At 70.1% G+C, this 26709-nt stretch carries 28 protein-coding genes; 9 read left to right on the top strand and 19 right to left on the bottom strand.

What is annotated here, in order from left to right; all coding sequences use genetic code 11:
• Positions 1–16 precede the first annotated feature (16 nt).
• A complete protein-coding gene (locus KV106_RS02425) occupies positions 17–955 on the top strand; it encodes a ketopantoate reductase family protein (protein WP_261205917.1) in 939 nt (312 codons plus the stop codon).
• A 155-nt stretch (positions 956–1110) separates the two neighbouring features.
• Here KV106_RS02425 and KV106_RS02430 read toward each other — a convergent pair whose 3' ends face one another.
• Entirely contained in the window at positions 1111–2469 is a 1359-nt protein-coding gene (locus tag KV106_RS02430; protein ID WP_057593375.1) for an NAD(P)/FAD-dependent oxidoreductase, read from the bottom strand.
• 107 nt (positions 2470–2576) lie between these two features.
• On the opposite strand from KV106_RS02430, the gene KV106_RS02435 reads away from it, so the two are divergent.
• Together KV106_RS02435 and KV106_RS02440 are read left to right on the top strand one after the other, a co-directional pair.
• Positions 2577–3455, top strand: a complete 879-nt coding sequence (locus tag KV106_RS02435; RefSeq protein WP_261205918.1) for an AraC family transcriptional regulator — start codon at positions 2577–2579, stop codon at positions 3453–3455.
• Entirely contained in the window at positions 3452–4447 is a 996-nt protein-coding gene (locus KV106_RS02440) for an alpha/beta hydrolase family protein (protein WP_261205919.1), read from the top strand. Before KV106_RS02435 ends, KV106_RS02440 begins: the two co-directional genes overlap by 4 nt.
• On the opposite strand, the gene KV106_RS02445 is transcribed toward KV106_RS02440, so the two are convergent.
• The 5 genes from KV106_RS02445 to KV106_RS02465 all read right to left on the bottom strand — a co-directional run bounded on the left by KV106_RS02445 (position 4444) and on the right by KV106_RS02465 (position 9136).
• A complete protein-coding gene (locus KV106_RS02445) occupies positions 4444–6306 on the bottom strand; it encodes a family 2A encapsulin nanocompartment cargo protein cysteine desulfurase (protein WP_261205975.1) in 1863 nt (620 codons plus the stop codon). The two genes, KV106_RS02440 and KV106_RS02445, sit on opposite strands and share 4 nt — an antisense overlap.
• A gap of 63 nt (positions 6307–6369) precedes the next feature.
• Positions 6370–7302: a family 2A encapsulin nanocompartment shell protein gene (locus KV106_RS02450; protein ID WP_057593378.1), complete on the bottom strand. Its 933-nt coding sequence runs from the start codon at positions 7300–7302 to the stop codon at positions 6370–6372.
• Between the two features lie 133 nt (positions 7303–7435).
• On the bottom strand, positions 7436–7705 hold the full coding sequence (locus KV106_RS02455) for a helix-turn-helix domain-containing protein (protein ID WP_057593379.1): 270 nt from the start codon (positions 7703–7705) through the stop codon (positions 7436–7438).
• Between the two features lie 7 nt (positions 7706–7712).
• A complete protein-coding gene (gene epsC, locus KV106_RS02460) occupies positions 7713–8624 on the bottom strand; it encodes a serine O-acetyltransferase EpsC (protein ID WP_261205920.1) in 912 nt (303 codons plus the stop codon).
• 32 nt (positions 8625–8656) lie between these two features.
• Complete coding sequence (locus KV106_RS02465) at positions 8657–9136, bottom strand: rhodanese-like domain-containing protein (RefSeq protein ID WP_261205921.1); 480 nt, start codon at positions 9134–9136, stop codon at positions 8657–8659.
• Positions 9137–9354: 218 nt separating this feature from the next.
• Here KV106_RS02465 and KV106_RS02470 point away from each other — a divergent pair, with 218 nt between their 5' ends.
• Positions 9355–9942 (top strand): hypothetical protein, encoded by a 588-nt coding sequence (locus KV106_RS02470; protein WP_261205922.1) that lies wholly within the window; start codon positions 9355–9357, stop codon positions 9940–9942.
• A 26-nt stretch (positions 9943–9968) separates the two neighbouring features.
• Positions 9969–10316, top strand: a complete 348-nt coding sequence (locus tag KV106_RS02475) for a hypothetical protein (RefSeq protein ID WP_057593383.1) — start codon at positions 9969–9971, stop codon at positions 10314–10316.
• Between the two features lie 66 nt (positions 10317–10382).
• Here the strand turns inward: KV106_RS02475 and KV106_RS02480 are convergent, their stop codons facing one another.
• From KV106_RS02480 to KV106_RS02530, 11 genes are all read right to left on the bottom strand, one after another.
• The gene (locus KV106_RS02480; RefSeq protein ID WP_042579699.1) at positions 10383–10598 is read right to left on the bottom strand and encodes a TOBE domain-containing protein; all 216 of its coding nucleotides are present in this window, start codon (positions 10596–10598) and stop codon (positions 10383–10385) included.
• Between the two features lie 60 nt (positions 10599–10658).
• Positions 10659–11255, bottom strand: coding sequence for a malonic semialdehyde reductase (locus tag KV106_RS02485; protein ID WP_261205924.1), 597 nt, complete (start codon positions 11253–11255; stop codon positions 10659–10661).
• A gap of 21 nt (positions 11256–11276) precedes the next feature.
• The gene (locus KV106_RS02490; RefSeq protein ID WP_057593385.1) at positions 11277–12566 is read right to left on the bottom strand and encodes an O-acetylhomoserine aminocarboxypropyltransferase/cysteine synthase family protein; all 1290 of its coding nucleotides are present in this window, start codon (positions 12564–12566) and stop codon (positions 11277–11279) included.
• A gap of 31 nt (positions 12567–12597) precedes the next feature.
• Positions 12598–13443, bottom strand: a complete 846-nt coding sequence (locus KV106_RS02495) for an ATP-binding cassette domain-containing protein (protein WP_261205926.1) — start codon at positions 13441–13443, stop codon at positions 12598–12600.
• 1 nt (position 13444) lies between these two features.
• A complete protein-coding gene (locus KV106_RS02500; RefSeq protein WP_261205927.1) occupies positions 13445–14431 on the bottom strand; it encodes an aliphatic sulfonate ABC transporter substrate-binding protein in 987 nt (328 codons plus the stop codon).
• A 10-nt stretch (positions 14432–14441) separates the two neighbouring features.
• The gene (gene ssuC / locus KV106_RS02505; RefSeq protein ID WP_057593388.1) at positions 14442–15290 is read right to left on the bottom strand and encodes an aliphatic sulfonate ABC transporter permease SsuC; all 849 of its coding nucleotides are present in this window, start codon (positions 15288–15290) and stop codon (positions 14442–14444) included.
• Positions 15291–15300: 10 nt separating this feature from the next.
• Positions 15301–16470 (bottom strand): FMNH2-dependent alkanesulfonate monooxygenase, encoded by a 1170-nt coding sequence (gene ssuD, locus KV106_RS02510; protein WP_093341529.1) that lies wholly within the window; start codon positions 16468–16470, stop codon positions 15301–15303.
• A complete protein-coding gene (locus KV106_RS02515) occupies positions 16470–17426 on the bottom strand; it encodes a sulfonate ABC transporter substrate-binding protein (protein ID WP_261205929.1) in 957 nt (318 codons plus the stop codon). Before KV106_RS02515 ends, ssuD begins: the two co-directional genes overlap by 1 nt.
• 38 nt (positions 17427–17464) lie before the next feature.
• Positions 17465–18502 carry a sulfonate ABC transporter substrate-binding protein gene (locus KV106_RS02520; RefSeq protein WP_261205931.1) on the bottom strand — a complete coding sequence of 346 codons (1038 nt, stop codon included), beginning with the start codon at positions 18500–18502 and terminating at the stop codon, positions 17465–17467.
• A gap of 129 nt (positions 18503–18631) precedes the next feature.
• Entirely contained in the window at positions 18632–19216 is a 585-nt protein-coding gene (gene ssuE, locus KV106_RS02525) for an NADPH-dependent FMN reductase (RefSeq protein ID WP_057593391.1), read from the bottom strand.
• A gap of 106 nt (positions 19217–19322) precedes the next feature.
• Positions 19323–20366: a sulfate ABC transporter substrate-binding protein gene (locus KV106_RS02530; protein WP_057593402.1), complete on the bottom strand. Its 1044-nt coding sequence runs from the start codon at positions 20364–20366 to the stop codon at positions 19323–19325.
• A 143-nt stretch (positions 20367–20509) separates the two neighbouring features.
• On the opposite strand from KV106_RS02530, the gene KV106_RS02535 reads away from it, so the two are divergent.
• A complete protein-coding gene (locus KV106_RS02535) occupies positions 20510–20782 on the top strand; it encodes an oxidative damage protection protein (RefSeq protein WP_057593392.1) in 273 nt (90 codons plus the stop codon).
• A 19-nt stretch (positions 20783–20801) separates the two neighbouring features.
• The gene (mnmC, locus tag KV106_RS02540; RefSeq protein ID WP_261205934.1) at positions 20802–22664 is read left to right on the top strand and encodes a bifunctional tRNA (5-methylaminomethyl-2-thiouridine)(34)-methyltransferase MnmC2/FAD-dependent 5-carboxymethylaminomethyl-2-thiouridine(34) oxidoreductase MnmC1; all 1863 of its coding nucleotides are present in this window, start codon (positions 20802–20804) and stop codon (positions 22662–22664) included.
• 6 nt (positions 22665–22670) lie between these two features.
• Here the strand turns inward: mnmC and KV106_RS02545 are convergent, their stop codons facing one another.
• On the bottom strand, positions 22671–23000 hold the full coding sequence (locus tag KV106_RS02545) for an antibiotic biosynthesis monooxygenase family protein (RefSeq protein WP_261205935.1): 330 nt from the start codon (positions 22998–23000) through the stop codon (positions 22671–22673).
• 101 nt (positions 23001–23101) lie between these two features.
• Between KV106_RS02545 and KV106_RS02550 the strand changes: the two genes are divergently transcribed.
• Positions 23102–24004, top strand: coding sequence for a transglutaminase family protein (locus KV106_RS02550; protein ID WP_057593395.1), 903 nt, complete (start codon positions 23102–23104; stop codon positions 24002–24004).
• Positions 24005–24185: 181 nt separating this feature from the next.
• On the top strand, positions 24186–25706 hold the full coding sequence (locus tag KV106_RS02555) for an alpha/beta hydrolase family protein (protein ID WP_261205936.1): 1521 nt from the start codon (positions 24186–24188) through the stop codon (positions 25704–25706).
• A gap of 66 nt (positions 25707–25772) precedes the next feature.
• Here the strand turns inward: KV106_RS02555 and KV106_RS02560 are convergent, their stop codons facing one another.
• Positions 25773–26696 carry a crotonase/enoyl-CoA hydratase family protein gene (locus KV106_RS02560; RefSeq protein WP_261205937.1) on the bottom strand — a complete coding sequence of 308 codons (924 nt, stop codon included), beginning with the start codon at positions 26694–26696 and terminating at the stop codon, positions 25773–25775.
• Between the last annotated feature and the right edge of the window lie 13 nt (positions 26697–26709).

Genomic DNA, 26709 nt, shown 5'->3' on the forward strand with positions numbered 1-26709 from the left:
TTCAGGAGCAAGCGCGATGAGATTTCTGGTGGTGGGTGCCGGCGCACTCGGTGGTTATTTCGGTGGCCGCCTGCTGGCGGCGGGACGCGACGTCACTTTCCTGCTGCGCGCGCGGCGCGCGGCGCAGATCGCGGCCACCGGCCTCGTGATCCAGAGCCCGCAGGGCAACCTGCACATTCCCTCGCCGCCCCACGTGTCGGCCGAGAACATCGGCGGCCCCTACGACGTGGTCGTGGTCGGCAGCAAGGCCTACGACCTGGCATCGACCATGGACTCGTTCGCGCCCGCCGTCGGCCCCGAGACGGTGATCCTGCCGCTGCTCAACGGCATGCAGCACATCGATGCCCTGGTCGAGCGTTTCGGCGAGGCGCGCGTGCTCGGCGGCCTGTGCCTGATCTCGGCCACGCTCGACGACGAGGGCCGGGTGCTGCACCTCAACGACTCGCACGGCCTCACCTACGGCGACCGCGCCGGCGGCATCCCGCCGCGCATCCAGGCGATCCAGCAGCAGTTCGAGGGTGCCGGCTTCGAGGCCAAGGCCAGCGACAACGTGCTGCAGGACATGTGGGAGAAGTGGGTCTTCATCGCCTCGATCGCCGGCCTCACGAGCCTGATGCGCGGCTCCATCGGCGACGTGGTCGCCGCGGGCGGCCAGGACGTGGCGCTGGCCCTGTTCGACGAATGCGCCGCCATCGCCGCGCACAACGGCTTCACGGTGCGCCCCGGCGCCGTCGAGCGCGGCCACGCCTTCATGACCGCGGCTGGCTCGCCGATCACCGCCTCGATGTACAAGGACCTCGCGCGCGGCGGTGCCGTCGAGGCCGACCACATCCTCGGCGACCTGCTGAGCCGCGCACCGCAGCCGGCACCCGCCGTGCCCTCGGTGCTGCGCGTGGCCTATGTGCACCTCAAGGCCTACGAGGTGCAGCGCGCCCGCGCGCAGGCAGCGAACTGAGCCTTTGGCCGGCGCGCGCCGAGTATCTATTCACGAATCCATTCAGCTTCCCGGGTTTCCCCTGCGAAAACCCGCGTGAAGTCGCGCGATTTATCTATTCACCTTGCTATTCACGGGGCCGCCCCGCTGAATGGCAAAGGCGAGCGCGCGCCCCGTCAATCCGACTTGAGGATCGTCTCCCCCTTCAACATCCCCATGTCCCGGATGTTGTCGCGGTGCCGCTTCCAGCCGGCCCAGGTGCGGCGCGGGTGCATCGCCGAGATGAAGTAGTACAGCAGCTTGAACATCCGCAGCGCGCCCCAGAACGGCGTGCCGCGGTAGATGTCGCCGGCCAGCAGCGACATCAGGCCCTCCTTCACGCGGAAGGGGTTGCCCGGGTACATGAACATCTCGCGGATGGTCGGGTTGGTCACGCGGTAGATGAACCACGAGTACTCGCGCGGGCCCTTGCGCATCATGGCTTCGAAGTCGGCGCGCGCGCCCGCGTACTCCATCGGGCGGTCGAGCGCCTTGGCCACGGCCTCGGCGCCGTCGAAGGCGCTGTGCATCGCGAGGTAGACGCCCGAGGAGAACATCGGGTCGATGAAGGTGAAGGCGTCGCCGAGCATCAGGTAGCGGTCGCCGGTGGCGTGGGTGCTCGAATACGAGAAGTTGCCCGTGGCATGCACCGCGTCGTCGACCAGCTCGGCGTCCTTCAGTCGCTCGACCAGCACCGGGCACAGCGCGATGGTGTCGTAGAAGAAGTCCTTGAGCGGCTTGTCGCGCGACTTCAGGTAGTAGGGCCAGCAGACCGCGCCTACGCTGGTGGTGCCGTCGGCCAGCGGAATGAACCAGAACCAGCCGTGCGGGAACCAGCAGATGCTGATGTTGCCTTCCTTGCGGCCCTCGAGCCGCTTCGCGTTGCGGAAATGGCCGAACAGCGCGGTGCTGTTGTGCTCGGGGTTCTTCTGCTTGCAGCGGAACTGGTTGGCCAGCAGGGTGTCGCGGCCGGTCGCATCGACCACGAAGCGCGCGCGCCAGCTGCGGCGCTCGCCGTCGTCCATCTGGGCGCGCACCGTGGCGCCGTCGGCATCGAAGCGCACGTCGCGCACCTTGCAGCCCTCGAGCGCCTCGGCGCCGCGCGCCGCCGCGTTGCGGAACAGGATCTCGTCGAGGTCGGAGCGGCGCACCTGCCAGGCCGAGTCGAGCGACTTGTCCCAGCCCTCGGCGAAATCGACGTAGCTGCGGTGCTCGTGGTCGGGCGAGACGAACTCGATGCCGAACTTCGGCATGCCGATCTTCTCGACCTGGTCGCGCACCCCGAGCTTCTCGAACAGCTCGACGTTGCCCGGCAGCAGCGATTCGCCGATGTGGAAGCGCGGATGGTGCTCCTTCTCGAGCAGCACCACCTTGCGGCCCTGCCGGGCCAGCAGCGCGGCGATGGTGGAGCCGGCCGGACCGCCACCCACGACGAGCACGTCGCAGGATTCATCGGTGGCCGGGGAGGCGGAAGCGGGGGCGGGAGACTGGGACATGCGAGGGGCGGGCTGCGTTGTCGACGACCGCAAAGCATAGCCTGTGCGTCGCTGACTCCGCAAAGTCGGCTAAGCGGCGGCCGCCGCCCGGCGGCACACTGCGGGGCATGACCGCACCCCGCGCCGAACACGACTACCGCGAACGCGCGGCGCGCGCCGTCGCGGCCATCGTGGCCGACCCGATGGCGGACCACCGGCTCGAGGACCTGGCGGCGCTCGCGCATTTCTCGCCCTTCCACTTCCACCGCATCTACCAGAGCATCGCGGGCGAGACCGTGGCCGCCACGGTGCGGCGCGTGCGCCTCGCCATGGCCACGCGGCTGCTGGCGCGCGGCGGTCAGAGCATCACGGACGTGGCGCTGGCCGTGGGCTACGAGAGCCCGCAGGCCTTCACGCGTGCCTTCGGCCAGTTCACCGGGCAATCGCCGCGCGAATTCCAGCAGCAGATGCACGCGGTGGTGCTCGATGCGATGCCCGTGGCACGGAACCGGAGCGACGAGACGCCGCCCGCCGTGCGGATCGTCGAGCGCCCGGCGCAGCCAGTGCAGGCGCTGCGCCACCACGGGCCGGCCTCCACCATCCCGCACACGCACCGGCGGCTGCGCGCCCGGCTGGGTCCGCGCCGCGTGTCGGGCTGGTTCGGCATCTCCTGCGGCAATCCCGAGGCGCGGCCGGATTTCCGCTACTACGTGGCGGCGGCCTCGCCCGATCCCTGGCCGACCGGCGACGCGGAGATCGAGGCCTTCGACCTGCCGGGCGGCCTCTACGCGGTGCACACGCTCGCCGGGCCCTATACGCGCATCAACGCCGCCGTCTACGCGCTCTACGCACGCTGGCTGCCCGGCAGCGGCTACGAGCCCGACGACCGGCCCACGCTCGAGCACTACCTGAACTCGCCGCGCCAGGTCGCGCCGGCAGCGTTGCGCACCGACCTGCTGATTCCGATCCGTCCCGCCGGCCGATCCCGGCCTTCACTGCCGCCATGAACCTCCTTCGCTTCCTGCTTCCCCTCGCGCTGGGCCTGAGAGTGGCCTGCGCCCAGGCCGCGGGCTTCAGCCCCCTCGAGATACCGGCCGATGCCGATGGCCCGGCGCTGCGCGGCGCGGTATGGACGCCCTGCGCCGCACCCGACGGCCAGATCCAGCTCGAGCGCGCCACGCTGCCCGGCGTGCGCGACTGCCCGATCGCGGGCGACCGGCTGCCGCTGGTGGTGCTGTCGCACGGCTACGGCGGCTCCTTCCTCGGCCATCACGACACGGCCGAGGCCCTCGCGAACGCGGGCCTCGTCGTCGCCGCGATCAACCACTCGGACGACAACTTCCGCATCCGCGGCGGCCCCGAGGACAGCATCGTGGCGCTCGCGACGCGCACCACCGACATCCGCCGCCTGGTCGACCACATGCTCGCGCGCTGGCCCTCGCATGCGAAGCTCGCGGCCGGCAAGGTCGGCTTCTACGGCTTCTCGCGCGGCGGCTACACGGGGCTGGTGCTGATCGGCGCGCGGCCCGATTTCGAGAAGCTGCCGCCGCTGCCCGGCTCGCCCTGCAGCGCGGCGCCGCAGGGCCCGGAATGCACGGCCATGCGGCAGCGCTTCCGCGCGCTGCTCGCTGCACCTCTGGCGCACGACGAACGCATCCGGGCCGCGGTGATCTCCGATCCGCTCAGCACGCTGTTCGATGCCGAGGGCCTGAAACAGGTGAAGGTGCCGGTGCAGCTCTGGGCCTCGGCTTATGGCGGCGATGGCGTCACGCCCGACAACGTGGCGGCCGTACGGCGCAACCTGCCGACGGCCCCGGACTGGCGCGTGGCCGACAAGGCCGGCCACTTCGGCTTTCTCGCGCCCTGCTCCACCATGCAGCTCGCATCGAACCCGGAAATCTGCCGCGACGGTCCGGACTTCGACCGCGCGGCCTTCCATGCGGCCTTCAACGCCGAGGTTCAGGCCTTCTTCAGGCAGCACCTCGGGTCGTCGAACTAGCCTGAGCGCCGCCGGCCCGCGAGCCGCCGCACCACCGCCACGAGCCGGTCGATCTCGTCGAAGGTGTTGTAGAAGGCCAGCGAGGGCCGCACCGTGGTCTCGACGCCGCAGCGGCGCAGGATCGGCTGCGCGCAATGGTGGCCGGTGCGCACCGCGATGCCTTCCTCGTTGAGCGCCTGGCCCACCTCCTCGGTGCTGTAGCCGTCGAGCACGAAGGACATCACGCTGGCCTTGTCGGCCGCGGTGCCGATCAGCCGCACGCCTGGAATCGCGCCGAGCTGCGCCATGCCGTAGACCAGCAGGTCGTGCTCGTAGCGCGCGATGTTCTCGATGCCGACCTTGTTGACGTAGTCGATCGCCGCGCCCAGGCCCACCGCGTCGGCGATGTTGCCGGTGCCGGCTTCGAACTTGTTCGGGATCGGCTGGAACACGGTCTTCTCGAAGGTCACGTCGGCGATCATGTTGCCACCGCCCTGCCATGGCGGCATGTCCTCGAGCACCTCGCGCCTGCCCCACACCACGCCGATGCCGGTGGGCCCGAACACCTTGTGGCCCGAGAACACGAAGAAGTCGGCGCCGATGTCCTGCACGTCCACGCGCATGTGCGAGACCGACTGCGCGCCGTCGACCAGCGCCTTCGCACCCACGCGGTGCGCCAGCTCGACGATCTCCTTCACCGGCACCACGGTGCCCAGCGCGTTCGAGACCTGCGTGACGGCGACGATCTTCGTACGGTCGTTGAGCAGCTTGCGGTACTCGTCGAGCAGCACCTGGCCCGAGTCGTCGACCGGGATCACGCGCAGCTTCGCGCCCTTGGCGGCGGCGAGCTGCTGCCACGGCACGATGTTGGCGTGGTGCTCGAGGTTCGAGACGACGATCTCGTCGCCCTCGCCCACGTGCTGGCCGCCCCAGCTCCTGGCCACCAGGTTGATGGCCTCGGTGGTGCCGCGCACGAAGATCACTTCCTCGACCTCGGGCGCGTTGATGAACTTGCGCACGCGCTCCCGCGCGCCTTCGTAGGCGTCGGTGGCGCGCGCGGCCAGCTCGTGCGCCGCGCGGTGGATGTTCGAGTTCTCGTGCGCGTAGAAGTAGGCGATGCGGTCGATCACCGACTGCGGCTTGTGCGTGGTGGCCGCGTTGTCGAACCACACGAGCTGCTTGCCGTTCACGCGCTCCTGCAGGATCGGGAAGTCGCGCCGCACGGCGTCGACGTCGAACGGCGGATGCTGGCCGCTGCCGGCCAGCGACACCGCCTCGGGCCCGCGCGGATCGGCCTTGGCCGGCGTGACGAAGCCGCTGGGCAGCCGCACCGCGTCGACGAAGTAGAACTGCGCGTCGCGGCCGTTGACGGGCACGGGCACGGGCGGTGCCGACGGTGGCGCGGCAGGTTCGCGCGACAAGGCCAGCGCCGCGAGGTCGGCGAAGGGATCATGCACCGCGAAGCCGCCGGCACCGGCCGGCTGGCCATGGTTGCCGCCGAGGAAGTAGTACGGCGAGGCGCCGCTCGATGCGGCCTGCGAGGGCTGCACCGGCGGCACGCCGAGCACGTGGCCACCCGAGCGCGGCTCGAAGGCCGGCGCCACCGACAGCACCGTGTCGGGCACGCCGTTGCCGGCCACCGCATGCGGCAGCAGCGCGGGCGCGCGGTTCGCGAGCGAAGGCAGTTGCGTGGGCGAGGCCGGCAGCAGGTTGGTGCCCGGCACCTGCCCCTGCGGGATCGGCGTGCCCGGCACGCCGGGCCCGAAGCCGGCCGGGCTCACGAGCGGCGAACCTGGCGGCGCGATGTTGGCGGGGAACTGCGCGCCCGGCAGCGAAGCCGGCGGCGTGCCCGGCAGCGCCGCGAACATCGCGCTCGCCATGCGCGCGAGGATCGCCGGATCGAACGGCGCCTCGCCCGGAGTCGTGGGAGTGTTCACCGCGGCTTACTTGTAGGTGTCGGGATAGTCGTGGTACTTACCGATCTCGACGTCGTCGAGCACCGCCAGCGCATCGGTAGTCAGCACCGCGAGCGAGCAGTACAGCGAGATCAGGTACGACGCGATCGCATGGTTGTTGATGCCCATGAAGCGCACCGACAGGCCCGGGCTCTGTTCGCCCGCGAGGCCCGGCTGGAACAGGCCGACCACGCCCTGGCGCTTGTCGCCCACGCGCAGCAGCAGGATCTTGCTCTTGCCGTCGGCCACCGGCACCTTGTTCGACGGGATCAGCGGAATGCCGCGCCAGGTGATGAACTGCGAGCCGAACAGGCTCACGGTCGGCGGCGGCGTGCCGCGGCGCGTGGCTTCGCGGCCGAAGGCGGCGATCGCCAGCGGGTGCGTGAGGAAGAAGGCCGGCTCCTTCCAGACCTTGGTCAGCAGCTCGTCGAGGTCGTCGGGCGTGGGCGCGCCGGTCAGCGGGAAGATGCGCTGCTCTTCGCTGACCTGGGCCAGCAGGCCGTAGTCGGGGTTGTTGATGAGCTCGCTCTCCTGGTTCTCCTTGATCGTCTCGATCGTCAGGCGCAGCTGTTCCTTGATCTGGTCGTGCGGGCTGCTGTAGAGGTCGGAGATGCGGGTATGCACGTCGAGCACGGTGCTCACGGCATTGAGGTAGTGCTCGCGCGGGTTCTCCTCGTAGTCGACGAAGGTGCGCGGCAGCTGGTTCTCTTCCTCGCGCGAGGTGCAGGTGACCTTGATGGCCTCGGGGTTCCTGACCTTGTTGACGCGGTAGATGCCCGCCTCCACCGGCACCCATTGCAGCAGGTGCGTGAGCCAGCGCGGGCTGATGGTCTCGAGCTGGGGAACGGTCTTGGTGGCATTGGCCAGCTGCCTGGCGGCGTTGTCGCCGAGCGCGGTGGTTCCACCGACGGTTGCGGTCATGAAGAAAGCTCCGATGTGATCAGGCCCACCGGGTCACCGCGAGCGGTGCCGGCGACTCCGAAAGGCCGTGGGAATGAAGAAAAGGGACGAACGCGACTGACGGCGGGAGTGTCCCGGCGCCAAGGGTTTCCCCTCAACAGGCTATAGCCGCCAAGTTGATCCGGCGTGCCAGGCGCGACTGGCCGAGCTGCTCGCAGCGTGACAGCAGATGCACGATGTTGATCTCGAGCGCGGTGGCGAGCTTGTGCGCGGTGACGATCGAGGGGATCACGCGGCCGCGCTCCACCTCGCCCACGTAGGAGCGGTTGAGGTCCGAGCGCTCCGCGAGCTGCTCCTGCGACCAGCCATGGGCCTCGCGCAACTGGCGCACGGCCACTCCGAAATCTTCGACGAATGCATTCATGGTGTGTTCACCCCCTCGGTGCGTTGTTCTTCTGCAGGCTGGCCTGCGTGACGCTCGCGCCCGGCGGCACGTCGTCGGTGATCCAGACATTGCCGCCGATGACGGCGCCCTTGCCGAGCGTGACGCGCCCGAGGATGGTGGCGCCGGCGTAGATCACGACGTCGTCCTCCACCACCGGATGGCGCGGCAGGCCCTTCTGCAGGTTGCCCTCGGTGTCGGTCGGAAAGCGCTTGGCGCCCAGCGTCACGGCCTGGTAGAGCCGCACGCGCTTGCCGATGACCGCGGTCTCGCCGATCACGACACCGGTGCCGTGGTCGATGAAGAAGCCGGCATCGATGCGCGCGCCCGGATGGATGTCGATGCCGGTCTGCCCGTGCGCGAGTTCGGCCACGATGCGCGCCAGCAGCGGCAGGTCGAGGCTGTAGAGCTCGTGCGCGAGCCGGTGATGGATCATCGCGAGCACGCCCGGATAGCACAGCAGCACCTCGTCGACGCTGCGCGCGGCCGGGTCGCCCTGGTAGGCCGCGAGCACGTCGCTGTCGAGCAGCCGGCGCAGCTCGGGCAGGCGGTTCGCGAAGCTGCGCACCGCCGCGGTGGCGGCCTCGTCGATCTCGCTGGCGCTGCGCGGTGCATGGCGCGCGTTGAAATGCAGCTCCAGCCGCGCCTGCGACAGCAGCGCCTGCAAGGCGGCGTCGAGCGTATGACCGACATAGAAATCCTCGCTCTCGTGGCGCAGGTCGTGCGGGCCGAGCCGCATCGGAAACAGCGCGCCCTTGAGCGATTCCACGATATGGGCCAGTGCGTCGCGCGAGGGGAACTCGCGCGCGCCGGGTTCGCGCGAGCGGCGCTGCAGGTCGCGCCATTCGTTGCGCACCGCATGCAGCGCGGCAACGATCTCCGCGACTTCGAAATGGGCCATGGGCCGTTCTTCCTTCCGTGCGTGGGGAGAAATCAGTCCTGCACCCACGGCAGGCCATGGAAGCGCCAGCCGTCGGCGCCGCCGCGATGCTGCTGCGCGTCGATCTCGCCCTCGAAGCCCTCGAGCACGTTGTAGACCTGCAAGAAGCCGGCCTTGGCGGCGGCCTCGGCCGCGAGCGCCGAGCGCTTGCCGCTGCGGCACAGCAGCAGCACCACGGCATCCTTGCCGCCGTCCTTCGCGAGCCTGGCCTCGAGTTCGCGCACAAAGCGCGGATTGCGCGTGAGCGCGGTACCGGTGGCCCAGGCCACGTGCAGGCTCTCGGGCACGTGGCCGACGAACTTGCGTTCCTCGCCCGAGCGCACGTCGACCAGTACCGCCTTGCCTTGCTGCACCAGTTGCCAGGCCACGGGCGGCGTCACGCCGCCCGCATGGGGCCAGCCGGCTTCGGCGGCATGGGCGCGCGCCTTCTCGAGCGCTTCGGGCAGGACGAGGTCTTCAACTTCCACGGACATGGTGTGCGAGCTCCTGGTGTGCGTTGCTGTATGGATGCATGCGCCGCTGGTGGCGATGACCATCACTGTAGGAGCGGGCCCGCGATCCTCAAACGACTGAAAAGTCGGTTCCTAACAACCGAGCGTTCTAAGCCTCATTCGGGGTGCTGAAGGAAAGCTGAAGCCACCGCGCGCGACCCGCGCTAGAGTCGCCACCCCACCGCTTCGGGAGTGCCTTCATGCAACGCAGATCCCTCTGGCCACTGGCCCCGCTGGCCCTGCTGTCGGGCATCGCCGGGCTGCCCGGCGGCGCGTTCGCCGTGCGCGCGATGTCGAACATCGCCTACGTCGTGGCCGGCCCCGATGGTGTCTTCTATGCCCGATGCATACCCGACTCCGACACGGGCGACGCCGGCACGACCACGGTCTACCGGGTCCGCAGGAACGGCGACGAAGCCGTCGACCGCTATCCCTGGTTCAACCCGGGCCGCCTGCTGCTGGCATGGAGCCCCATCGCGGGCCAGGTCGCGCTGATGCGGCTCGACCGGGAGCTGGAGCCTTCGTCCGCGGACCCGCAGGCCGCGTTCGGCTTCTACCTCGGCGGCCGGTTGCTGAAGACCTGGACCACGCGCGAGCTGATCGCGCGGGGCGCCGAGTTCGGGCCCACCTACGAGGTGCCCTCGGGACGCGCCGGTTACAAGGTGCTCGGCGCGCGCCAGCAGGGGCTGACAAACGATTACGTCTTCGTGATCCGGATCGGCGAGACCGAGCACGCCTTCGATATCCTGACGGGCCTGCCCTGGCGCGCCAGCAGGACCACCTCCTGAACCCCGACGACCTCCTCCCCCGACGCATGCGCAGATTCCTCTCGACCACCCTCGCCCTGGCCGCCGGCTGCACTGCCGCCGCCCTCGCCTGGGCCGACGAACCCAAGCTCCCTGTGAAGACCGACGACGGCACCATCCTCTACGTGGCGCCCAAGATCGCGCCCACCGAGAAATCGGCCGACACCCTCGGCGCCACCATCGGCGTGCAGCGCCCGAGCGGCGCCACGGCCTATGGCGGCATGGACACCTCGGGCTCGCGCCCGATCTACTCGGTGGGCGGCAGCACCGGCGGCAACACCTCGTTCTCGGCCGGCGTCGAGTCCGACGGCAAGCAGAACAACGGCGTGAAGGCCGGCATCACGATCAAGTACTGAAAAAAAGCCCGGCGCCATCGCTGGCGCCGGGCCGAGGGGGAATGCGCCACGCGCACTCCAGGGGATTCAGAGCTTGGCGATCGACACTTCGGTGGACTTCACCAGCGCGACGACGTCGGAGCCGACCTTGAGCTGCAGCTCGTCGATCGAGCGCGTGGTGATGACCGAGGTCACGATGCCCCAGGCGGTCTCGACATCGACTTCGGAGACGACGTCGCCGCGGATGATCTCGCGGACCTTGCCCTTGAACTGGTTGCGCACGTTGATGGCCTGGATGGACATGATGGTTCCCTTTGCTTGGATGGTGTGGATGGATGGGTCGGTGAAGGAAGGACGTGACTCTCAGGCGATCTCGGCCACGTCGTCGAACGCGAGCCGCGGCCCGCGCTCGAAGGTGCCGGCGTGGTCGGCCACGCCGAGGTTGACGAGGAAGTTGGCGCGCCAGCGGCCGTCGGGGAAGAAGGCCTTGTCGACCAGCTCGGCGTTGAAGCCCGACTGCGGCCCGGCATCGAGGCCCAGCGCGCGCGCCGCGAGGATCAGGTAGGCGCCCTGCAGGCTGCTGTTGCGAAACGCCGTCGCCTGCGCCGCCTCGGCGCTCTTCTCGAAGAAGGGCTTGGCGTCGTAGGCCGGGAACAGCACCGGCAGGTGGTCGTAGAAGCGCGTGTCGTGCGCCACGATCACGGTCACGCCCGCGGCCAACGTCTGCGCGGTGTTGCCCGACGACAGCGCGGGCTTGAGCTTCGCCTTGGCCTCCTCGCTGCGCACGAACACGTAGCGAGCGGGCTGGGCGTTGTAGGCCGTCGGGCCCCACTTCAGCAGCTCGTAGAGCTGGCGGATGGTCTCGTCGCTCACGGGCACCGGCTTGAAGGCATGCACGGTGCGCGCCTTGCGAAACAGCTGGTCGAGCGCGGCGTCGGGAATGGATTGCAGTGTTGTCATGGTTCTGCTTTCGCGCCTGCCTCAGGCCGCGGCCGCGGCCAGCGCCTGGTCGAGGTCGGCGCGCAGGTCGTCGATGTGCTCGATGCCGACCGACAGGCGCACGGTCTCCTCGCTCACGCCGGCGCGCGCGAGTTCCTCGGGCGACAGCTGGCGGTGCGTGGTCGAGGCCGGATGGGTGGCGAGCGAGCGCACGTCGCCGATGTTGACGAGGCGCGTGAACAGCTTCAGCGCGTCGAGGAACTTGGCGCCCGCCTCGCGGCCGCCCTCGATGCCGAAGGTCAGCACGCCGCTGGCCTTGCCGCCCAGGTACTTCCGCGCCAGCGCATGGTCGGGATGGTCCTCGAGCGCCGCGTAGTTGACCCACTTCACCGACTTGTTCGCCTTCAGGTGCCGTGCCACGGCCAGCGCGTTGTCGCTGATGCGCTCCACGCGCAGCGACAGCGTCTCGATGCCCTGCAGGATCAGGAAGGCGTTGAACGGCGAGATCGCGGCGCCGGTGTTGCGCAGCGGCACCACGCGCGCGCGGCCGATGTAGGCGGCCGGGCCGAGCGCGTCGGTGTAGACCACGCCGTGGTAGCTCACGTCGGGTTCGTTCAGGCGCTTGAAGCGCTGCTTGTGCTGCGCCCACGGGAACTTGCCCGAATCGACGATCGCGCCGCCGATGCTGGTGCCGTGGCCGCCGAGGTACTTGGTCAGCGAGTGCACCACGATGTCGGCGCCATGCTCGATCGGCCGGCTCAGGTAGGGCGAAGGCACGGTGTTGTCGACGATCAGCGGCACGCCATGGTGGTGCGCGATCTCGGCGATGGCCGCGATGTCGGTCACGTTGCCGGCCGGGTTGCCGAGCGACTCGACGAACACCGCCTTGGTCTTCTCGTCGAACAGCTTTTCGAAACTCTTCGGATCGCGGTGATCGGCGAAGCGCGTGGTGATGCCGAACTGCGGCAGCGTGTGGGCGAACAGGTTGTAAGTGCCGCCGTAGAGCGCCGTGCTGCTGATGATGTTGTCGCCGGCTTCCGCGATGGTCTGGATCGCGTAGGTCACGGCCGCCTGGCCCGAGGCCAGCGCCAGCGCGGCGATGCCGCCCTCGAGCGCGGCGATGCGCTGCTCGAGCACGTCCTGCGTCGGGTTGTTGATGCGGGTGTAGATGTTGCCCGGCACCTTGAGGTCGAACAGGTCGGCGCCGTGCTGCGCGCTGTCGAAGGCGTAGGCCACCGTCTGGTAGATCGGCGGCGCCACGGCGCGCGTGGTCGGGTCGGGCGAATAGCCGGCGTGCACCGACAGGGTCTCGAATTTCCAGTGTTGCGACATGCGAAGCCTTTCAGATGGGAGGAAGGAACGCTCAGATCGCCCAGCGCAGTTCGTGCGCGGGCTTGCCGAGCCAGCTTGCTTCGGCGCCGCTTTCAGCCTCTTCGGTTGCCCCGGGCTTTTGCAGCACCCTGTCGAGGATGCGTTTTTCGATGGCCGCGAAGGCCGGGTCGCCCTGCGAGCGCGGACGCGCCAGGGCGATGTTCTCGTCGAGCGCGATGCGCCCGTCTTCGATCAGGATCACGCGGTCGGCCAGCGCCACCGCTTCCTGCACGTCGTGCGTGACCAGGAGCGCGGTGAAGCGGTGGCGCTGCCACAGGTTCTCGATCAGCCGGTGCATCTCGATGCGCGTGAGCGCGTCGAGCGCGCCCAGCGGCTCGTCGAGCAGCAGGAGCCGCGGGTGGTGCACCAGCGCGCGCGCCAGGGCCACGCGCTGGCGCTGGCCGCCCGACAGGCGTGCCGGCCACTCGTTCTCGCGGTCGGCCAGGCCGACCTGCGCCAGCACTTCCTTGCCGCGCGCCCTGGCGTCCTTCGACAGGCCCAGCGTCACGTTGTCGAGCACGCGGCGCCAGGGCAGCAGGCGCGCCTCCTGGAACATGATCCGGGTGTCGTCGTGCAGGCCGCTGACCGGCTTGCCGTCGGTGTAGAGCGCGCCGGACGAGGCGTCCTCGAGGCCGGCGATCAGGCGCAGCAGCGTGCTCTTGCCGCAGCCGCTGCGGCCCACGATGGCGATGAACTGGCCCGGCTCGATCGCGAGCTGCGTGTTGCGCAGCACCTCGCGTTCGCCGTAGTGCTTGTGCAGGCCGCGCACTTCCAGGCGCACGCCGCCGGGGATCGCCAGCGGCACGTCGTTCTGCGGTCGGTCGAGGACGGCACTCATCTCAGGCTCCAGGCTTGAACAGCGCCACGTCGAGCGCATTGATTTTCTTGGGCAGCAGCTTCTCGGCCAGGAAGGCGTCGGCGATGCGCTGCTGCTCGCCGAGCACCTCGGGCACCACCGGCCGCACCGCGTAGCTGCGGCGGCCGTTGGCCTGCTCGATGGTGGCGGCGTCGAGACCCCACACGGGCGACAGCAGCGCGGCCGCCTCCCTGGGGTTCTGCTTGACCCACCTGCCGGTCTTCTCGAGCTCGGCATAGACCACGCGCAGCACGTCGGGCCGCGCCTTCGCGAACTTGGTGCTCGCGAGGTAGTAGCGCTGGTAGGACGCGATGCCCGCGCCGTCGGCCAGCACGCGCACCTTCGACTGGCGCTGCGCGGCGGCGAGGAACGGGTCCCACACCACCCAGGCGTCGATCGCACCCTTCTCGAACGCGGCGCGGCCGTCGGCCGGCGTCAGGTAGGCGGGCTCGATGTCCTTGAACGAGAGGCCGGCCTTGTCGAGCGCGGCGATCAGCAGGTAGTGCGCGCCGGCCGCCTTGGCGAAGCCGACCTTCCTGCCTTTGAGGTCGGTCACGGTCCTGAGCGGCGAGTCCTCGCGCACCAGGATCGCCTGCGCCGCGGGCGACGGCGCTTCCTGCGCGATGAAGGTCAGCTCGGCACCGGCCGCCTGCGCGAACACCGGCACGGTGTCGGCCACGTCGGCGCTGATGTCGAGGTTGTCGAGGTTCAGCGCCTCGAGCAGCGGCAGGCCGCTGGTGAACTCGTGCCAGCTCAGGGTGGCGTTGAGCGGCGCGAGCTGCTTCTCGAGCACGCCCTGCGCCTTGAGCACGGCGATCAGCGTCGAGGACTTCTGGTAGCCCAGGCGCACGGTGGCGGGCCGCGCGGCCGTGCCCTGCGCGAAGGCGGCGGGCGTGCCCGCCAGGCCGAGCACGCCGGCTGCGCCGAGCGTCGCGATCGCCTGGCGGCGGGAGATGGTCGTGTGCGTCATTCCCCTGCCCTCACTTCGTCGTCTTCTTCTGGTAGCCCGGATGCCAGCGCAACCACCATTGCTCGAGGCCGCGCGCGAACAGGTCGGCCAGCTTGCCGAGCAGCGCGTACAGCAGGATGCCCACCAGCACGATGTCGGTCTGCAGGAACTCGCGCGCGTTCATCGTCAGGTAGCCGATGCCGGCCTGCGCCGAGATGGTCTCGGCCACGATCAGGATCACCCACATCAGGCCCAGCGAGAAGCGCAGGCCGACCAGGATCGAGGACAGCGCGCCCGGCAGGATCACCTCGCGGTAGAGCTGCCAGCGCGTGAGGCCGTAGGTGCGGCCCATCTCGATCAGCTGCGGGTCGACGTTGCGGATGCCGTGGAAGGTGTTGAGGTAGATCGGGAAGAACACCGACACCGAGATCAGGAACAGCTTGGCCGACTCGTCGATGCCGAACCACAGGATCACCAGCGGGATCAGCGCCAGCGCCGGGATGTTGCGCACCATCTGGATGGTGGAATCGAGCAGCGTCTCGAAGAACTTCACCGAGCCCGTGAGCAGGCCCAGCGCCAGCCCGGCGCCGCCGCCGATGGCCAGCCCCGCGAGCGCGCGGCCCGCGCTGACCTTCACGTGCGTCCACAGCTCGCCCGACACCGTGAGGTTCCACGCGGCCTTCACCACGTCGACCGGCGCCGGCAGTACGCGGGTGCTGAGCCAGCCCAGCGACGACGCGATCTGCCACACCACGATCAGCCCCACGGGCACCAGCCACGGCACCAGCCGCCTGGCGACATTGAGGCCGAAGCCCCGCAGCGCGGAGCCCGCGCCCTCGGCCGGCGCGACCGCCGGCAGTTCCTGAACCTGTTCCGTCATGGCGTGTCCTTCAGCTTTGCGAGACGAGGCGCGAAGGCGCGTCGAGGTTGGCGACGACCTCGCCGAAGGGCCCGCTCAGCGAACCGCCGGCCAGCCGGGCCTTGGCCTTGCGCGAGAGCAGCGGGAACACCAGCTCGGCGAAGCGGTAGGCCTCCTCGAGGTGCGGGTAGCCCGAGAGGATGAAGCGGTCGAGCCCGAGCGCGGCGTATTCCTCGATGCGCGCGGCCACGGTCTTCGCGTCGCCTACCAGCGCCGTGCCGGCGCCGCCGCGCACCAGCCCCACGCCGGCCCAGAGGTTGGGTGCGATCTCGAGTTCGGCGCGCGTGCGCCTGGCGCCGCCCGCATGCAGCGCGGCCATGCGGCGCTGGCCTTCGGAGTCCATGCGCGCGAAGGCGGCCTGGGCGCGGATCACGGTCTCGTCGTCGACGCGGCTGATCAGGTCCTCGGCGGCCTTCCAGGCGGCCTCTTCGGTTTCGCGCACGATCACGTGCAGGCGGATGCCGAACTGCACCTGGCGGCCCTGGCGCTCGGCGCGCGCGCGCACGTCGGCGAGCTTCTTCGCCACCTCGGCCGGCGGTTCGCCCCACGTGAGATAGGCATCGACCTGCTCGGCCGCGAGCTCATGGGCCGCGGCCGACGAGCCGCCGAACCACACCGGCGGATGCGGCTTCTGCACCGGCGGATAGAGCAGCTTGGCGCCCTTCACGCTCAGGTGCTTGCCTTCGTAGTCGAAGGCCTGGCCGTCGTGGCTGCGCGCGAGGATCTCGCGCCAGATGCGGATGAACTCGGCCGACTGCTCGTAGCGCGCGGCATGGTCGAGGTAGACGCCGTCGCCCTCGAGCTCGGCCTGGTCGCCGCCGGTCACGAGGTTCACCAGCAGGCGTCCGTTCGAGAGCCGGTCGAAGGTCGCGGCCATGCGCGCGGCCAGGCTGGGCTGGTGCAGGCCGGGCCGCACCGCGACCAGGAACTTGAGCTTCTTGGTGGCACCGATCAGGCTCGAGGCGATCACCCACGGGTCCTCGCACGAGCGGCCGGTCGGGATCAGCACGCCCTCGTAGCCGAGGTGGTCGGCCGCGCCCGCGATCTGCTGCAGGTAGTCGAGGTCGACCGGGCGCGCGCCTTCGCTGGTGCCGAGGTAGCGGCTGTCGCCGTGCGTGGGCAGGAACCAGAAGATCTGCATCACGCGATCCCCGTGGCGGCTTCGAGCACGTTGATCTTCTTCGGGATCAGCTTGAGGTCGAAGAAGGTGTCGGCGATCTTCTGCTGCTCGCCGAGGATGGCCTTGGTGATCGGCGTGGTGCCGTAGGCGGTGCGCGCCACCGTGAGGTCGGCCACAGGCTTGGGCAGGCCCCACAGCGCGGCCAGTTCGGTCGCGAGCTCGCCGCGGTTGGCCGAGCCCCAGGCGTCGACCTTGTTGAGTTCCTCGATCGCGATCGCCACCACGTCGGCGTTCTTCGCGGCGTAGTCGAGCGAGGAGAAGTAGTAGGCACGGTTGCCCACCACGCCGGTGGCGTCGGCCAGCACGCGCGCCTCGAGCGTCTTCTCGGCCGCGGCCAGGAACGGGTCCCAGATCACCCAGGCGTCGATCGAGCCCTTCTCGAAGGCCGCGCGCGCATCGGCCGGCGGCAGGTAGACCAGGTTCAGGTCGGCATACGACAGGCCGTGCTTCTCGAACAGCTTGACGATGAAGTAGTGGACGTTCGAGCCCTTGTTGAGCGCGATCTTCCTGCCCTTGAGTTCGGCCACGCTCTTGATGGCCGAGCCCTTGGGCACCAGCACCGCTTCCGACTGCGGACGCGGCACCGTGGCGCCCACGTAGGCCAGCGGCGCGCCGGCGGCCTGCGCGAAGATCGGCGGCGCCTCGCCCACGTCGCCGAAGTCGATCGAGCCGACGTTCAGTGCCTCGAGCTGCACCGGGCCGGCCGTGAACTCGGTCCACTTGAGGCTCACGCCCAGCGGCGCGAGGCGCTTCTCGAGCGTGCCGCGGCCCTTGAGGATGTTGAGCAGGCCCTTCTGGTTGCCGATGCGGAACTGGCGCGCGGGCGCCTGCGCCAGCGCACCGAAGGCGGAAGGCAGCGCGATGGCGGCGGCGGTGCCCTGCAGCAGGCGGCGGCGCGGGAGGGAGATGGTGGTCATGGCTGGTGTGGCTTGCGAAAGATGAAGGGGGCCGGTGCTCAGGGCTGGGCTGCGACGACGGCGTCGCTGACCTTGATCGGCTTCGGAATCAGCTTGAGCGCGTGGAAGGTGTCGGCGATGCGCTGCTGGTCGGCGGCGACCTCGGGCGTGATCGGCTTCACGTTGAACTCGTAGCGGCGCAGCGCGAGCTCGACCACGTCGACCGGCAGGCCCTGCAGCGGCGCGATCAGCTCGGCCGCCTGGCGCAGGTTCTTCTTGAGCCAGATGCCCTGGGCCACCGAGTCCTCGAACAGGGCCTCGATCACCTTCGGGTTGTTCTTCACGAAGCCGCGCTCGCCCAGGTAGTACTGGTAGTTGCTGACCACGCCCGGCGTGCCGTCGGCGAGCACGCGCGCGCCGGTGGCTTTCTCGGCCGCGGCCTGGAACGGATCCCAGATCACCCAGGCGTCGACGTTCTTGCTCTCGAAGGCGGCGCGGCCATCGGCCGGTGCCAGGTACACGGGCTGGATGTCGCTGAACTTCAGGCCGTTCTTCTCGAGCTGCTTCACGAGCAGGTAGTGCACGTTGCTGCCCTTGTTGAGCGCGACCTTCCGGCCCTTGAGGTCGGCCACCGACTGGATCGGCGAATCCCTGGTGACCAGGATCGCCTCGGCGCGCGGCGCGGCCGGGTCGTAGCCGAAGTAGACGAACTTGGCGCCCGCGGCCTGCGCGAAGATCGGCGGCGCCTCACCCACGTAGCCGACGTCGACGGCGCCGACGTTCAGGCCCTCGAGCAGCTGCGGGCCGGCCGGGAACTCGACCCACTTCACCCCCACGCCCAGCGGCGCGAGGCGCTTCTCGAGCGAGCCCTGCGCCTTCTGCAGCACGAACAGGCTGGCCGACTTCTGGTAGCCGATGCGCAGCTCCCTGGCGGCGCCGGCCTTGCCCTGCGCATGCGCGGAGGTGGCGGACAGGAAGCTCACGATCAATGCGATCGCGGCGACCACGACGATGCTGACGGCGAGGTCGCGCAATGCGCGCCAGAGCGAGCGCGGCGGCACGTCGAGCACGGAGTCTTCGGTGGCAACGGGGTTCATGCGGGGTGGTCCTTGGACTGAATCGAAACTGGAGGCGAAGCCATCCCCGCGCGGCGCACAGCGCCGCGTTCGGAAGGGTCGGGAATGGAATGAAGCGGTGGTGGCGGCCGGGCCGTGCGCCGGCCGGCTTCAGACGCTACATCGCACGCGCGAGAACGGCACCGGCTCGAAGCCGTGTGTCGCCGGCAGCTTCAGCCCCTCGGTGGCCAGCACCTCGACGGCCTCGTTGAGCCGCTCCGCCAGGTCGTTGTGCACCTGGTAGGCGTTCTCGGGCGTCAGCGCGATCTGCGAATCGCTCGCGTAGACGCCCGGCAGGATGTGGCGCGCCGACAGCGACTGCAGCACGGGCCGCAGCGCGTAGTCGAGCGCGAGCATGTGGTGCGGGCTGCCGCCGGTGGCCAGCGGCAGCACCGTCTTGCCCTTGAGCGCGTTCTGCGCCAGCAGGTCGAGGAAGACCTTGAGCACGCCGCTGTAGGCGGCCTTGTAGACCGGCGTGGCCACCACGATGGCGCGGGCCCGCGTCACCTGGGCGATAGCCTGCACGATGGCCGGATGGTTCCAGTCCGCCAGCAGCAGCGCCTGCGCCGGCAGGTCGCGGATCGCGAGCCGATCGATCTGCGCATGGCGCCGCGCCAGGCGCTCGGCCACCGCGTCGAGCAAGGCGGTGGAGCGCGAGGGCGCCGAGGGGCTGCCGGCAATCAGGAGAACGGACACGGAAGGCTTTCGGGTGGCGGTATCGGAAGGGTCGAAGCGAACCGGTCCCTGGCATCCGCCGCAGCGGGCGCCATCGGGGTCGGTCGCAGCGGGGCGACTGCCGCGCTTACTTCTGCTTGGCGGTGTAGATCTGGTCGAACGAGGCGCCGTCGGCGAAGTGGTCCTTGTCGGCCTTGGCCCAGCCGCCGAAGGCCTGGTCGATGGTCACCAGCGTCAGCTTGGGGAACTGCTTCTCGTACTTGGCCTTCGCCTTGTCCGAGGTCGGGCGGTAGAAGTTGCGGCCCGCGATGTCCTGGCCTTCGTCGGAATACAGGTACTTCAGGTATTCCTCGGCCACGGCGCGCGTGCCCTTCTTGTCGACCACCTTGTCGACCACCGCCACGGTGGGCTCGGCCAGGATGGAGATCGACGGCACCACGATCTCGAACTTCTCGGGGCCGAATTCCTTCAGCGCCAGGAAGGCCTCGTTCTCCCAGGCCAGCAACACGTCGCCCACGCCGCGCTGGACGAAGGTGATGGTCGAGCCGCGCGCGCCGGTGTCGAGCACGGGCACGTTCTTGAACAGGTTGCCGATGTATTCCTTGGCCTTGGCATCGCCGCCGTACTTGCGCTTGGCGAATTCCCAGGCCGCGAGGTAGTTCCAGCGCGCGCCGCCCGAGGTCTTGGGGTTGGGGGTGATCACCTGCACGCCGGGCTTGACCAGGTCGTCCCAGTCCTTCAGGCCCTTGGGATTGCCCTTCTTCACCAGGAACACGATGGTCGAGGTGTAGGGCGCCGAGTTGTGCGGCAGGCGCTTCTGCCAGTCGGCCTTGAGCAGGCCGCCGTGGGTGACCAGCGCGTCGACGTCGCCGCCGAGTGCCAGCGTGGCCACGTCGGCGTCGATGCCGTCGATGATCGAGCGGGCCTGCTTGCCCGAGCCGCCGTGCGACTGCTTGATCGTCACGTCCTGGCCGGTCTTGCCCTTCCAGTACTTGGCGAAGGCCTGGTTGTAGTCCACGTACAGCTCGCGCGTGGGGTCGTAGGAGACGTTCAGCAGCGTCACCGGACCGGCGGCGCTGCCCTGGGCGAACGCCGGCAGTGCCGACAGGGCCATGGCGCCGGCCACGCCGGCACCGAGGGAAAGCTTGATAAAGTCGCGGCGGAGGCTCATGGTGTCGTTCTCGAATGGCATATCAATGAAGCTGCGTATTCTCAATACGACATATAGGAACTGGAACGACCAAGTTTTCAGTTCTAAATAGCTAAATCAACTAAGAGCCGCGTTCCGCGCTCCCCCACCCAAAGGCAATCGACATGGCTCGCATGGTTCAGTGCATCAAGCTCGGCAAGGAAGCCGAAGGCCTCGACTTTCCCCCCTACCCCGGCGAACTCGGCAAGCGCATCTGGGAAAGCGTCAGCAAGGAAGCCTGGGCCGCCTGGCTCAAGCAGCAGACCATGCTGGTGAACGAGAACCGCCTGAACCTCGCCGACCAGCGCGCCCGCCAGTACCTGGCACGCCAGATGGAGAAGCACTTCTTCGGCGAGGGCGCCGACGTCGCCCAGGGCTACGTCCCGCCATCGGCCTGAGGCCGCGCAACCACCTGCAGTGACGGCCGAACCGGTCGCCTGGCGCGCGGACGGCACACCGCACAGCGAACGCTTCGGCGACATCTATCACACGGAGGCCGGCGCGCTCGCGCAGTCGCGCCACGTCTTCCTCGGCGGCTGTGGCCTGCCGGCCGCCTGGGCCGGCCAGCCGCGGTGGCGGATTCTCGAAACCGGCTTCGGGCTGGGCCTCAACTTCCTCGCGACCTGGGCCGCGTGGCGCGCCGATCCGGCACGCCCGCGGCTGCTCCACTTCGTCTCGATCGAGGCCTGGCCGGTAGCGGCCGACAGCCTGCTGCGCGCCGCCGGCGCCTATGAGGAACTCGCGCCGCTCGCGCGCGAGCTGGCCGCGCGCTGGCACGGCCTGCTGCCGGGCTTCCACCGGCTGGCCTTCGACGACGGCCGGGTGCTGCTCACGCTCTGCGTGGGCGAGGTGCAGCCCATGCTGCGCGCCCAGCGCTTCGAGGCCGACAGCCTGTACCTCGACGGCTTCAGCCCGCAGCGCAATCCCGAGATGTGGTCGCCCGAGACGCTGAAGGCGCTCTCGCGCTTCGCGCGCCAGGACACCCTGCTCGGCACCTGGACCTATGCGCGCGCCGTGCGCGATGCGCTGGCGCAGAACGGCTTCCAGCTCGAACGCCGCCCGGGCCTGCCGCCCAAGCGCGACTGCCTGGGCGCGCGCTTCGCGCCGGCCTGGACCGTGCGCCGGCGCGAGCCGCTGCCCGAGACCGTCGCAACGCCGGGCCGCTGCGCCGTGATCGGTGCCGGCCTCGCGGGCGCGGCCGTGGCGGCCAGCCTCGCGCGGCGCGGCTGGCGGGTCGAGGTGCTCGACGCCGCCGCGCGCCCGGCCGAAGGCGCCTCGGGCTTGCCCGTGGGCCTGCTCGCGCCGCATGTGTCGCCCGACGACGCCCTGCTCTCGCGGCTCACGCGCGCCGGCATCCGCGCCACCTGGAACGAACTGGCGCAGCGCCTCGAAGAAGGCCGCGACTGGCGCGGCACCGGCACGCTGGAGCGCCGGCCCGATGGCGATGTGCGCGTGCCCGCGGGCTGGCAGGCTGACGGGCCCAACGAGTCCTGGCCCGCGAGCGCCGCGCAGCTCGCGGCCGCGGGCCTGCCGCCCGACGCGCCCGCGCTGTGGCATGCGCGTGCCGCCTGGGTGCGGCCGCGCGCGCTGGTCGAAGCCTGGCTGCGCGAGCCCGGCATCGCGTTGCGCGCTGGCTGCCGCGTCGAGCGACTGCAACGCGATCCGGCCACCGGTGGCTGGCGGCTGCTGGCCGAAGACGGTGCCGTGCTGGCCGAGGCCGACCGCGTGGTGGTCGCGATGGGCCATGGCTCGGGCCTGCTGGCGCCGCGCCTGCCGCTGCAGCCGGTGCGCGGCCAGGTGGCCTGGGGCCGCAGCGACGCGGCCGCGTTGCCCGCCGCGCCCGTGAATGGCGACGGCCACCTGATCGCCGGCGTGCCCGAGCCCGATGGCGGCGCGCCGCTGTGGCTGGCCGGCGCCACCTTCGACCGCGACAGCCATGACCTGGCGCCGCGCGACAGCGATTCCGAAGCCGTTCGCGAGCGGGCCGCGCGGCTGCATCCGGCCAGCGCCGAATCGATCGACGAGGCCTTCGCATGCGGCGAGGCCCAGGCCTGGGTCGGCGTGCGCTGCGCCTCGGGCGACCGCCGGCCGCTGGTCGGGCCGCTCGGCGATACGCCCGAGGACAAGGGCCTGTGGGCCTGCACGGCGCTCGGCTCGCGCGGGCTCAGCTTCGCCGCGCTGTGCGCCGAACTGCTGGCCGCGCAGTGGCATGGCGAGCCGTTGCCGCTGCCGGCGGCGCTGGCCAAGGCGCTCGATACGCGGCGCACCGCGCGGGCCTGAGGGCCGCTACACGGCGTCCAGCGCCGGCAGCAGATGGTCGATGCGCCCATCCCCGTAGCTGCGCACCACCTCCGAGATCACCACCCGATAGCCATCGAGCCAGTTCGCCTGCGCCGCCTTGGCCTGCAGGTGCGAGGGATGCGTCATCAGCGCCTGCAGCGCCTCGAGCGAGCGCCAGTAGTAGACGTTCGACACCAGCCCGCTGGCGCTGTTCTCCCAGCTCTCCTCGCCCAGGTAGCCGGGCAGCGCGCGGGCGGCTTCGGCGATCGCCTGGTCGAGCCGGTGGAAGGCGTCGTCGAACTGGCGGGTGGCGAAGATGAAAGTCGATGCGTACATGGTCCTCCATGGGCGAACGGTGCGGCCACGAAGGCCGAGGGGGCGCGGATTATGCGGCAGTCCGGCGTGTTCGCGGCGTCCGAACGCAAGACAATGCGCGCATGCCCAGCACCCAGTACGACATCCGCCACACCACGATCTACCGCTACAACGAGCCGGTCAGCTTCGGGCTGCATCGCGTGATGTTCCGTCCGCGCGACAGCCACGACCTGCGCGTGCTGGCCACCGACCTGCAGGTGAGCCCGGCGGCCCACACGCGGCTGATCCAGGACCCGCATTCCAATTCGGTGGCGCTGGTGCAGCCGATGGGCGAGGCCACCGAGCTGCGCATCGTCTGCTCGTTCACCATCGAGACCGTGCCCGCGGCCGCGCAGGACCAGCTCGCGATCGACCCGGCCGCGGAGTTCCTGCCCTTCGCCTATTCGGTGCAGGACCGGCTCGACCTCGAGCACTACCTGCGCCCGCACCACGACGACCCCGACGGCACGCTGATCCGCTGGGCCCACCAGTTCCTGCACACCGACGAGCCCAACAGCACGCGCGAGGTGCTCACGCGCATGAACGCCCACATCGGCCAGAGCCTCGAGTACCTGGCGCGCGACGAGGAAGGCACGCAGACGCCGCTGGAAACGCTGGCGCTGGGCAGCGGCAGCTGCCGCGACTACGCGCTGCTGATGATGGAGGCGGTGCGCCGCCTGGGCATTGCCACGCGCTTCGTCTCGGGCTACATCTACGACGCCGCGCTCGACAGCACGGTGCAGGCCAAGGGCGAGGCCATGACCGGCGCCGGCACCACGCACGCCTGGCTGCAGGCCTGGCTGCCGGGCGCGGGCTGGGTCGCGTTCGACCCGACCAACAACCTCATGGGCAGCGGCCAGCTGATCCGCGTCGGCGTGACGCGCGACCCGGCCCAGGGCGCGCCGATCGCGGGCAGCTGGTACGGCCCGGCCGAGGCCTACGAGGGCCTCGAGGCCACGGTGACGGTCACGCGCCGGCGCAACTGAGGGCCCCGCTGTCGCGCAGGCGATAGCGGCTACGGGAAAGCCCCCACCTTCCACAGGGGCGGCGCCTCTACGCTGCGCCGCCGGTCCGCGGAAAAGCACGGTCGTGCCAGCCCTCCTGGACACACGCCGCGACCGTGGCGGCCGGCATTCCTCGCCCCTCGAAAAACGGAGACAACGAACCATGCATTCCGCGCGCCTCAAGCTCATCGTCATCGCCGCCAGCATCGCCGCCGCTTCCTGCGGCGGTGGAGGCGGCGGTGGCGGGGTGTTCCCGATCCTGCCGCCCGCGCCCGCCCCCGCGCCGCCGGCCCCGCCGCCTCCGCCGCCGGCACCCGCGCCCGAGGAGCGCCGCGCGCAGGACGACCGCAATTCGTTCGCACCGGCCGACCCCACGGCCACCACCTTCGCAGCGCTCGCGGCCGCGGCCGGCGACACGGTCGACAACGCCACCACCAGCCGCTGGGCCGGCGTGCTCGGCGGCGCGGCCTACCGCGTGGAGGTGCCGTCCAACTGGAACGGCAAGCTCGTGATGTACGCGCACGGCTATGCCGGCGAAGGCAACGTGCTCGCGGTCAGCAATCCCTCGATCCGCCGCTACCTGATCCAGAACGGCTATGCCTGGGCCGCCTCGAGCTACAGCAAGAACTTCTACGACGTGCGCGTGGGCGTGGAGGACACCAACGCGCTGGCGCTGGAGTTCAACAAGATCGCCAAGGCCAACGGCCGCGAGCTCGCCGCGCCCTCGAAGATCTACATCACCGGCCACTCGATGGGCGGCCACATCACGGCCGCGGCGATCGAGGACGAGGCCTATGCCACGGCCAACCACAAGGTGCGCTACAACGGCGCGGTGCCGATGTGCGGCGTGGTCGGCGACACCGAGCTGTTCGACTACTTCGCGGGCGCGCAGGTCACGGCGCAGGCGCTGGCGGGGCTGCCGAAGTACCCGACGGTGAACTGGTCGGACATCGTGGCGCAGGTCACGGGCACGCTGTTCACCGCCTTCACGGTCTCGCCGATCCCCAACATCACCACCACGCCCACCGGCACCAAGTACGCCTCGGTGATCGAGAACCTCACCGGCGGACCCCGGCCGATGTTCGACCTGGGCTTCAAGTCGGGCGGCTCCTTCGCCTATGTGTGGGGCGTGCTCGGCAGCGACGGCACGGTGAACGGCATCCTCAACAAGAGCACGCTCGACACCAACCGCTTCACCTACACCATCGAAGGCGATGCGGCCGGCTCGACGGCTCTGAACGGCTCGGTACTCAAGCTCACCGCCGTGCCCGATGCCAACCGCCTGCGCCGCGACGGCCTGCGCTGGATTCCCAAGGCCAATGGCGAGTTCAAGATCCCGGTGGTCACCCTGCACACGCTCGGCGACCTCTACGTGCCCTTCAGCATGGAGCAGATCTACAACAAGCGCGTGGCGGCCAAGGGCAACAGTGGCTGGCTGGTGCAGCGCGCGGTGCGCGGCATCACCCATTGCGACTTCACGCAGGCCGAGCAGGTCGAGGCCTTCGACGCGATGATCAAGTGGGAACGCGACGGCGTGAAGCCTGCGGGCGACGACGTGGTGACCGCGGCGACGGTGGCCGATCCGGCCTATGGCTGCAAGTTCACCCGTCCGCTCGGCACGGTGGACGAGACGAGCGTCGCCTCGCGCACCGTGGCGGCCGGCGCGCATCCCTGCCCGCCCTGAGCGGCAAGGGATGGGAGCGGTCTTCGGCCCGCTCCCGCCCTCGTCCATCGCCGCAGCCGCGCGCGATCACGAGCGCGCGGCCAGCTTCGCCTCGAGCGCGGCGATCAGCGCCCTCGCCTCGTCGCCTTCGGGGATGTCGCGCCCGCTGTCGCGCCACTGCACCGCGCTCTTGAAGCCCTCGGCCTCGGCCTGGCGGCGGAACCACAGGCCCTCGGGGTTGTGGCGCGTGATGCCGTCGAACACGGTGGCGAACATCTGGCTCTGCTCCAGGCCCATCGAGTGCCAGACCTGGTTGACCACCAGCTTGTGCATCATCAGGTGCGAGCGCGGCACGCCCGCGATGCGCAGCGCCAGCTTCAGCGTGGCGGCGTCGAGCTCGTCGGCCGGCACCGCGAAGTTGGCGAGGCCCCAGTCGGCCGCCTGCGCGCCGTCGATGGTGTCGCCGGTGAACATCAATTGCTTGGCGCGCAGCGCGCCGAGCCGGTAGGTCCACATGGCCGTGGTCGGGCAGCCCCACACGCGCGTGGGCATGTAGCCGATGCGCGCGTCGTCGGCCATGGCCAGCAGGTCGCAGCACAGCGCGATGTCGCTGCCGCCGGCCACCGCGTAGCCATGCACCTTGGCGATGGTCGGCTTGGTGCAGCGCCACAGCGCCATGAAGTCGTCGGTGTTGCGCTTCATCGCGGCGTAGTCGAGCATCGGGTCCCAGGGCGTCTTCTCCTGCCGGCACGGATGCTCGCCCTGCCCTCCGCGCCCGTGGCCCTCGGCATAGTCGCCGAGGTCGTAGCCGGCGCAGAAGGCGCGGCCCGCGCCCTCGACCACGATCACGTGCACCTCGTCCTCGGCCTGCGCCCACTCCACCGCATGGCGGATGTCGGTGGGCGTGGTCTCGGCGATGGCGTTGAGCTTCTCGGGGCGGTTGAGCACGAGGCGCGCGATGCGCGGGTGCTGCGGGTCCTGGTCGATGACGACGGTGCGGAAGTCGGGCATGGGCGGTGTCTCC

It is taken from the genome of Variovorax endophyticus (assembly GCF_025376855.1).
Classification (GTDB): domain Bacteria; phylum Pseudomonadota; class Gammaproteobacteria; order Burkholderiales; family Burkholderiaceae_C; genus Variovorax.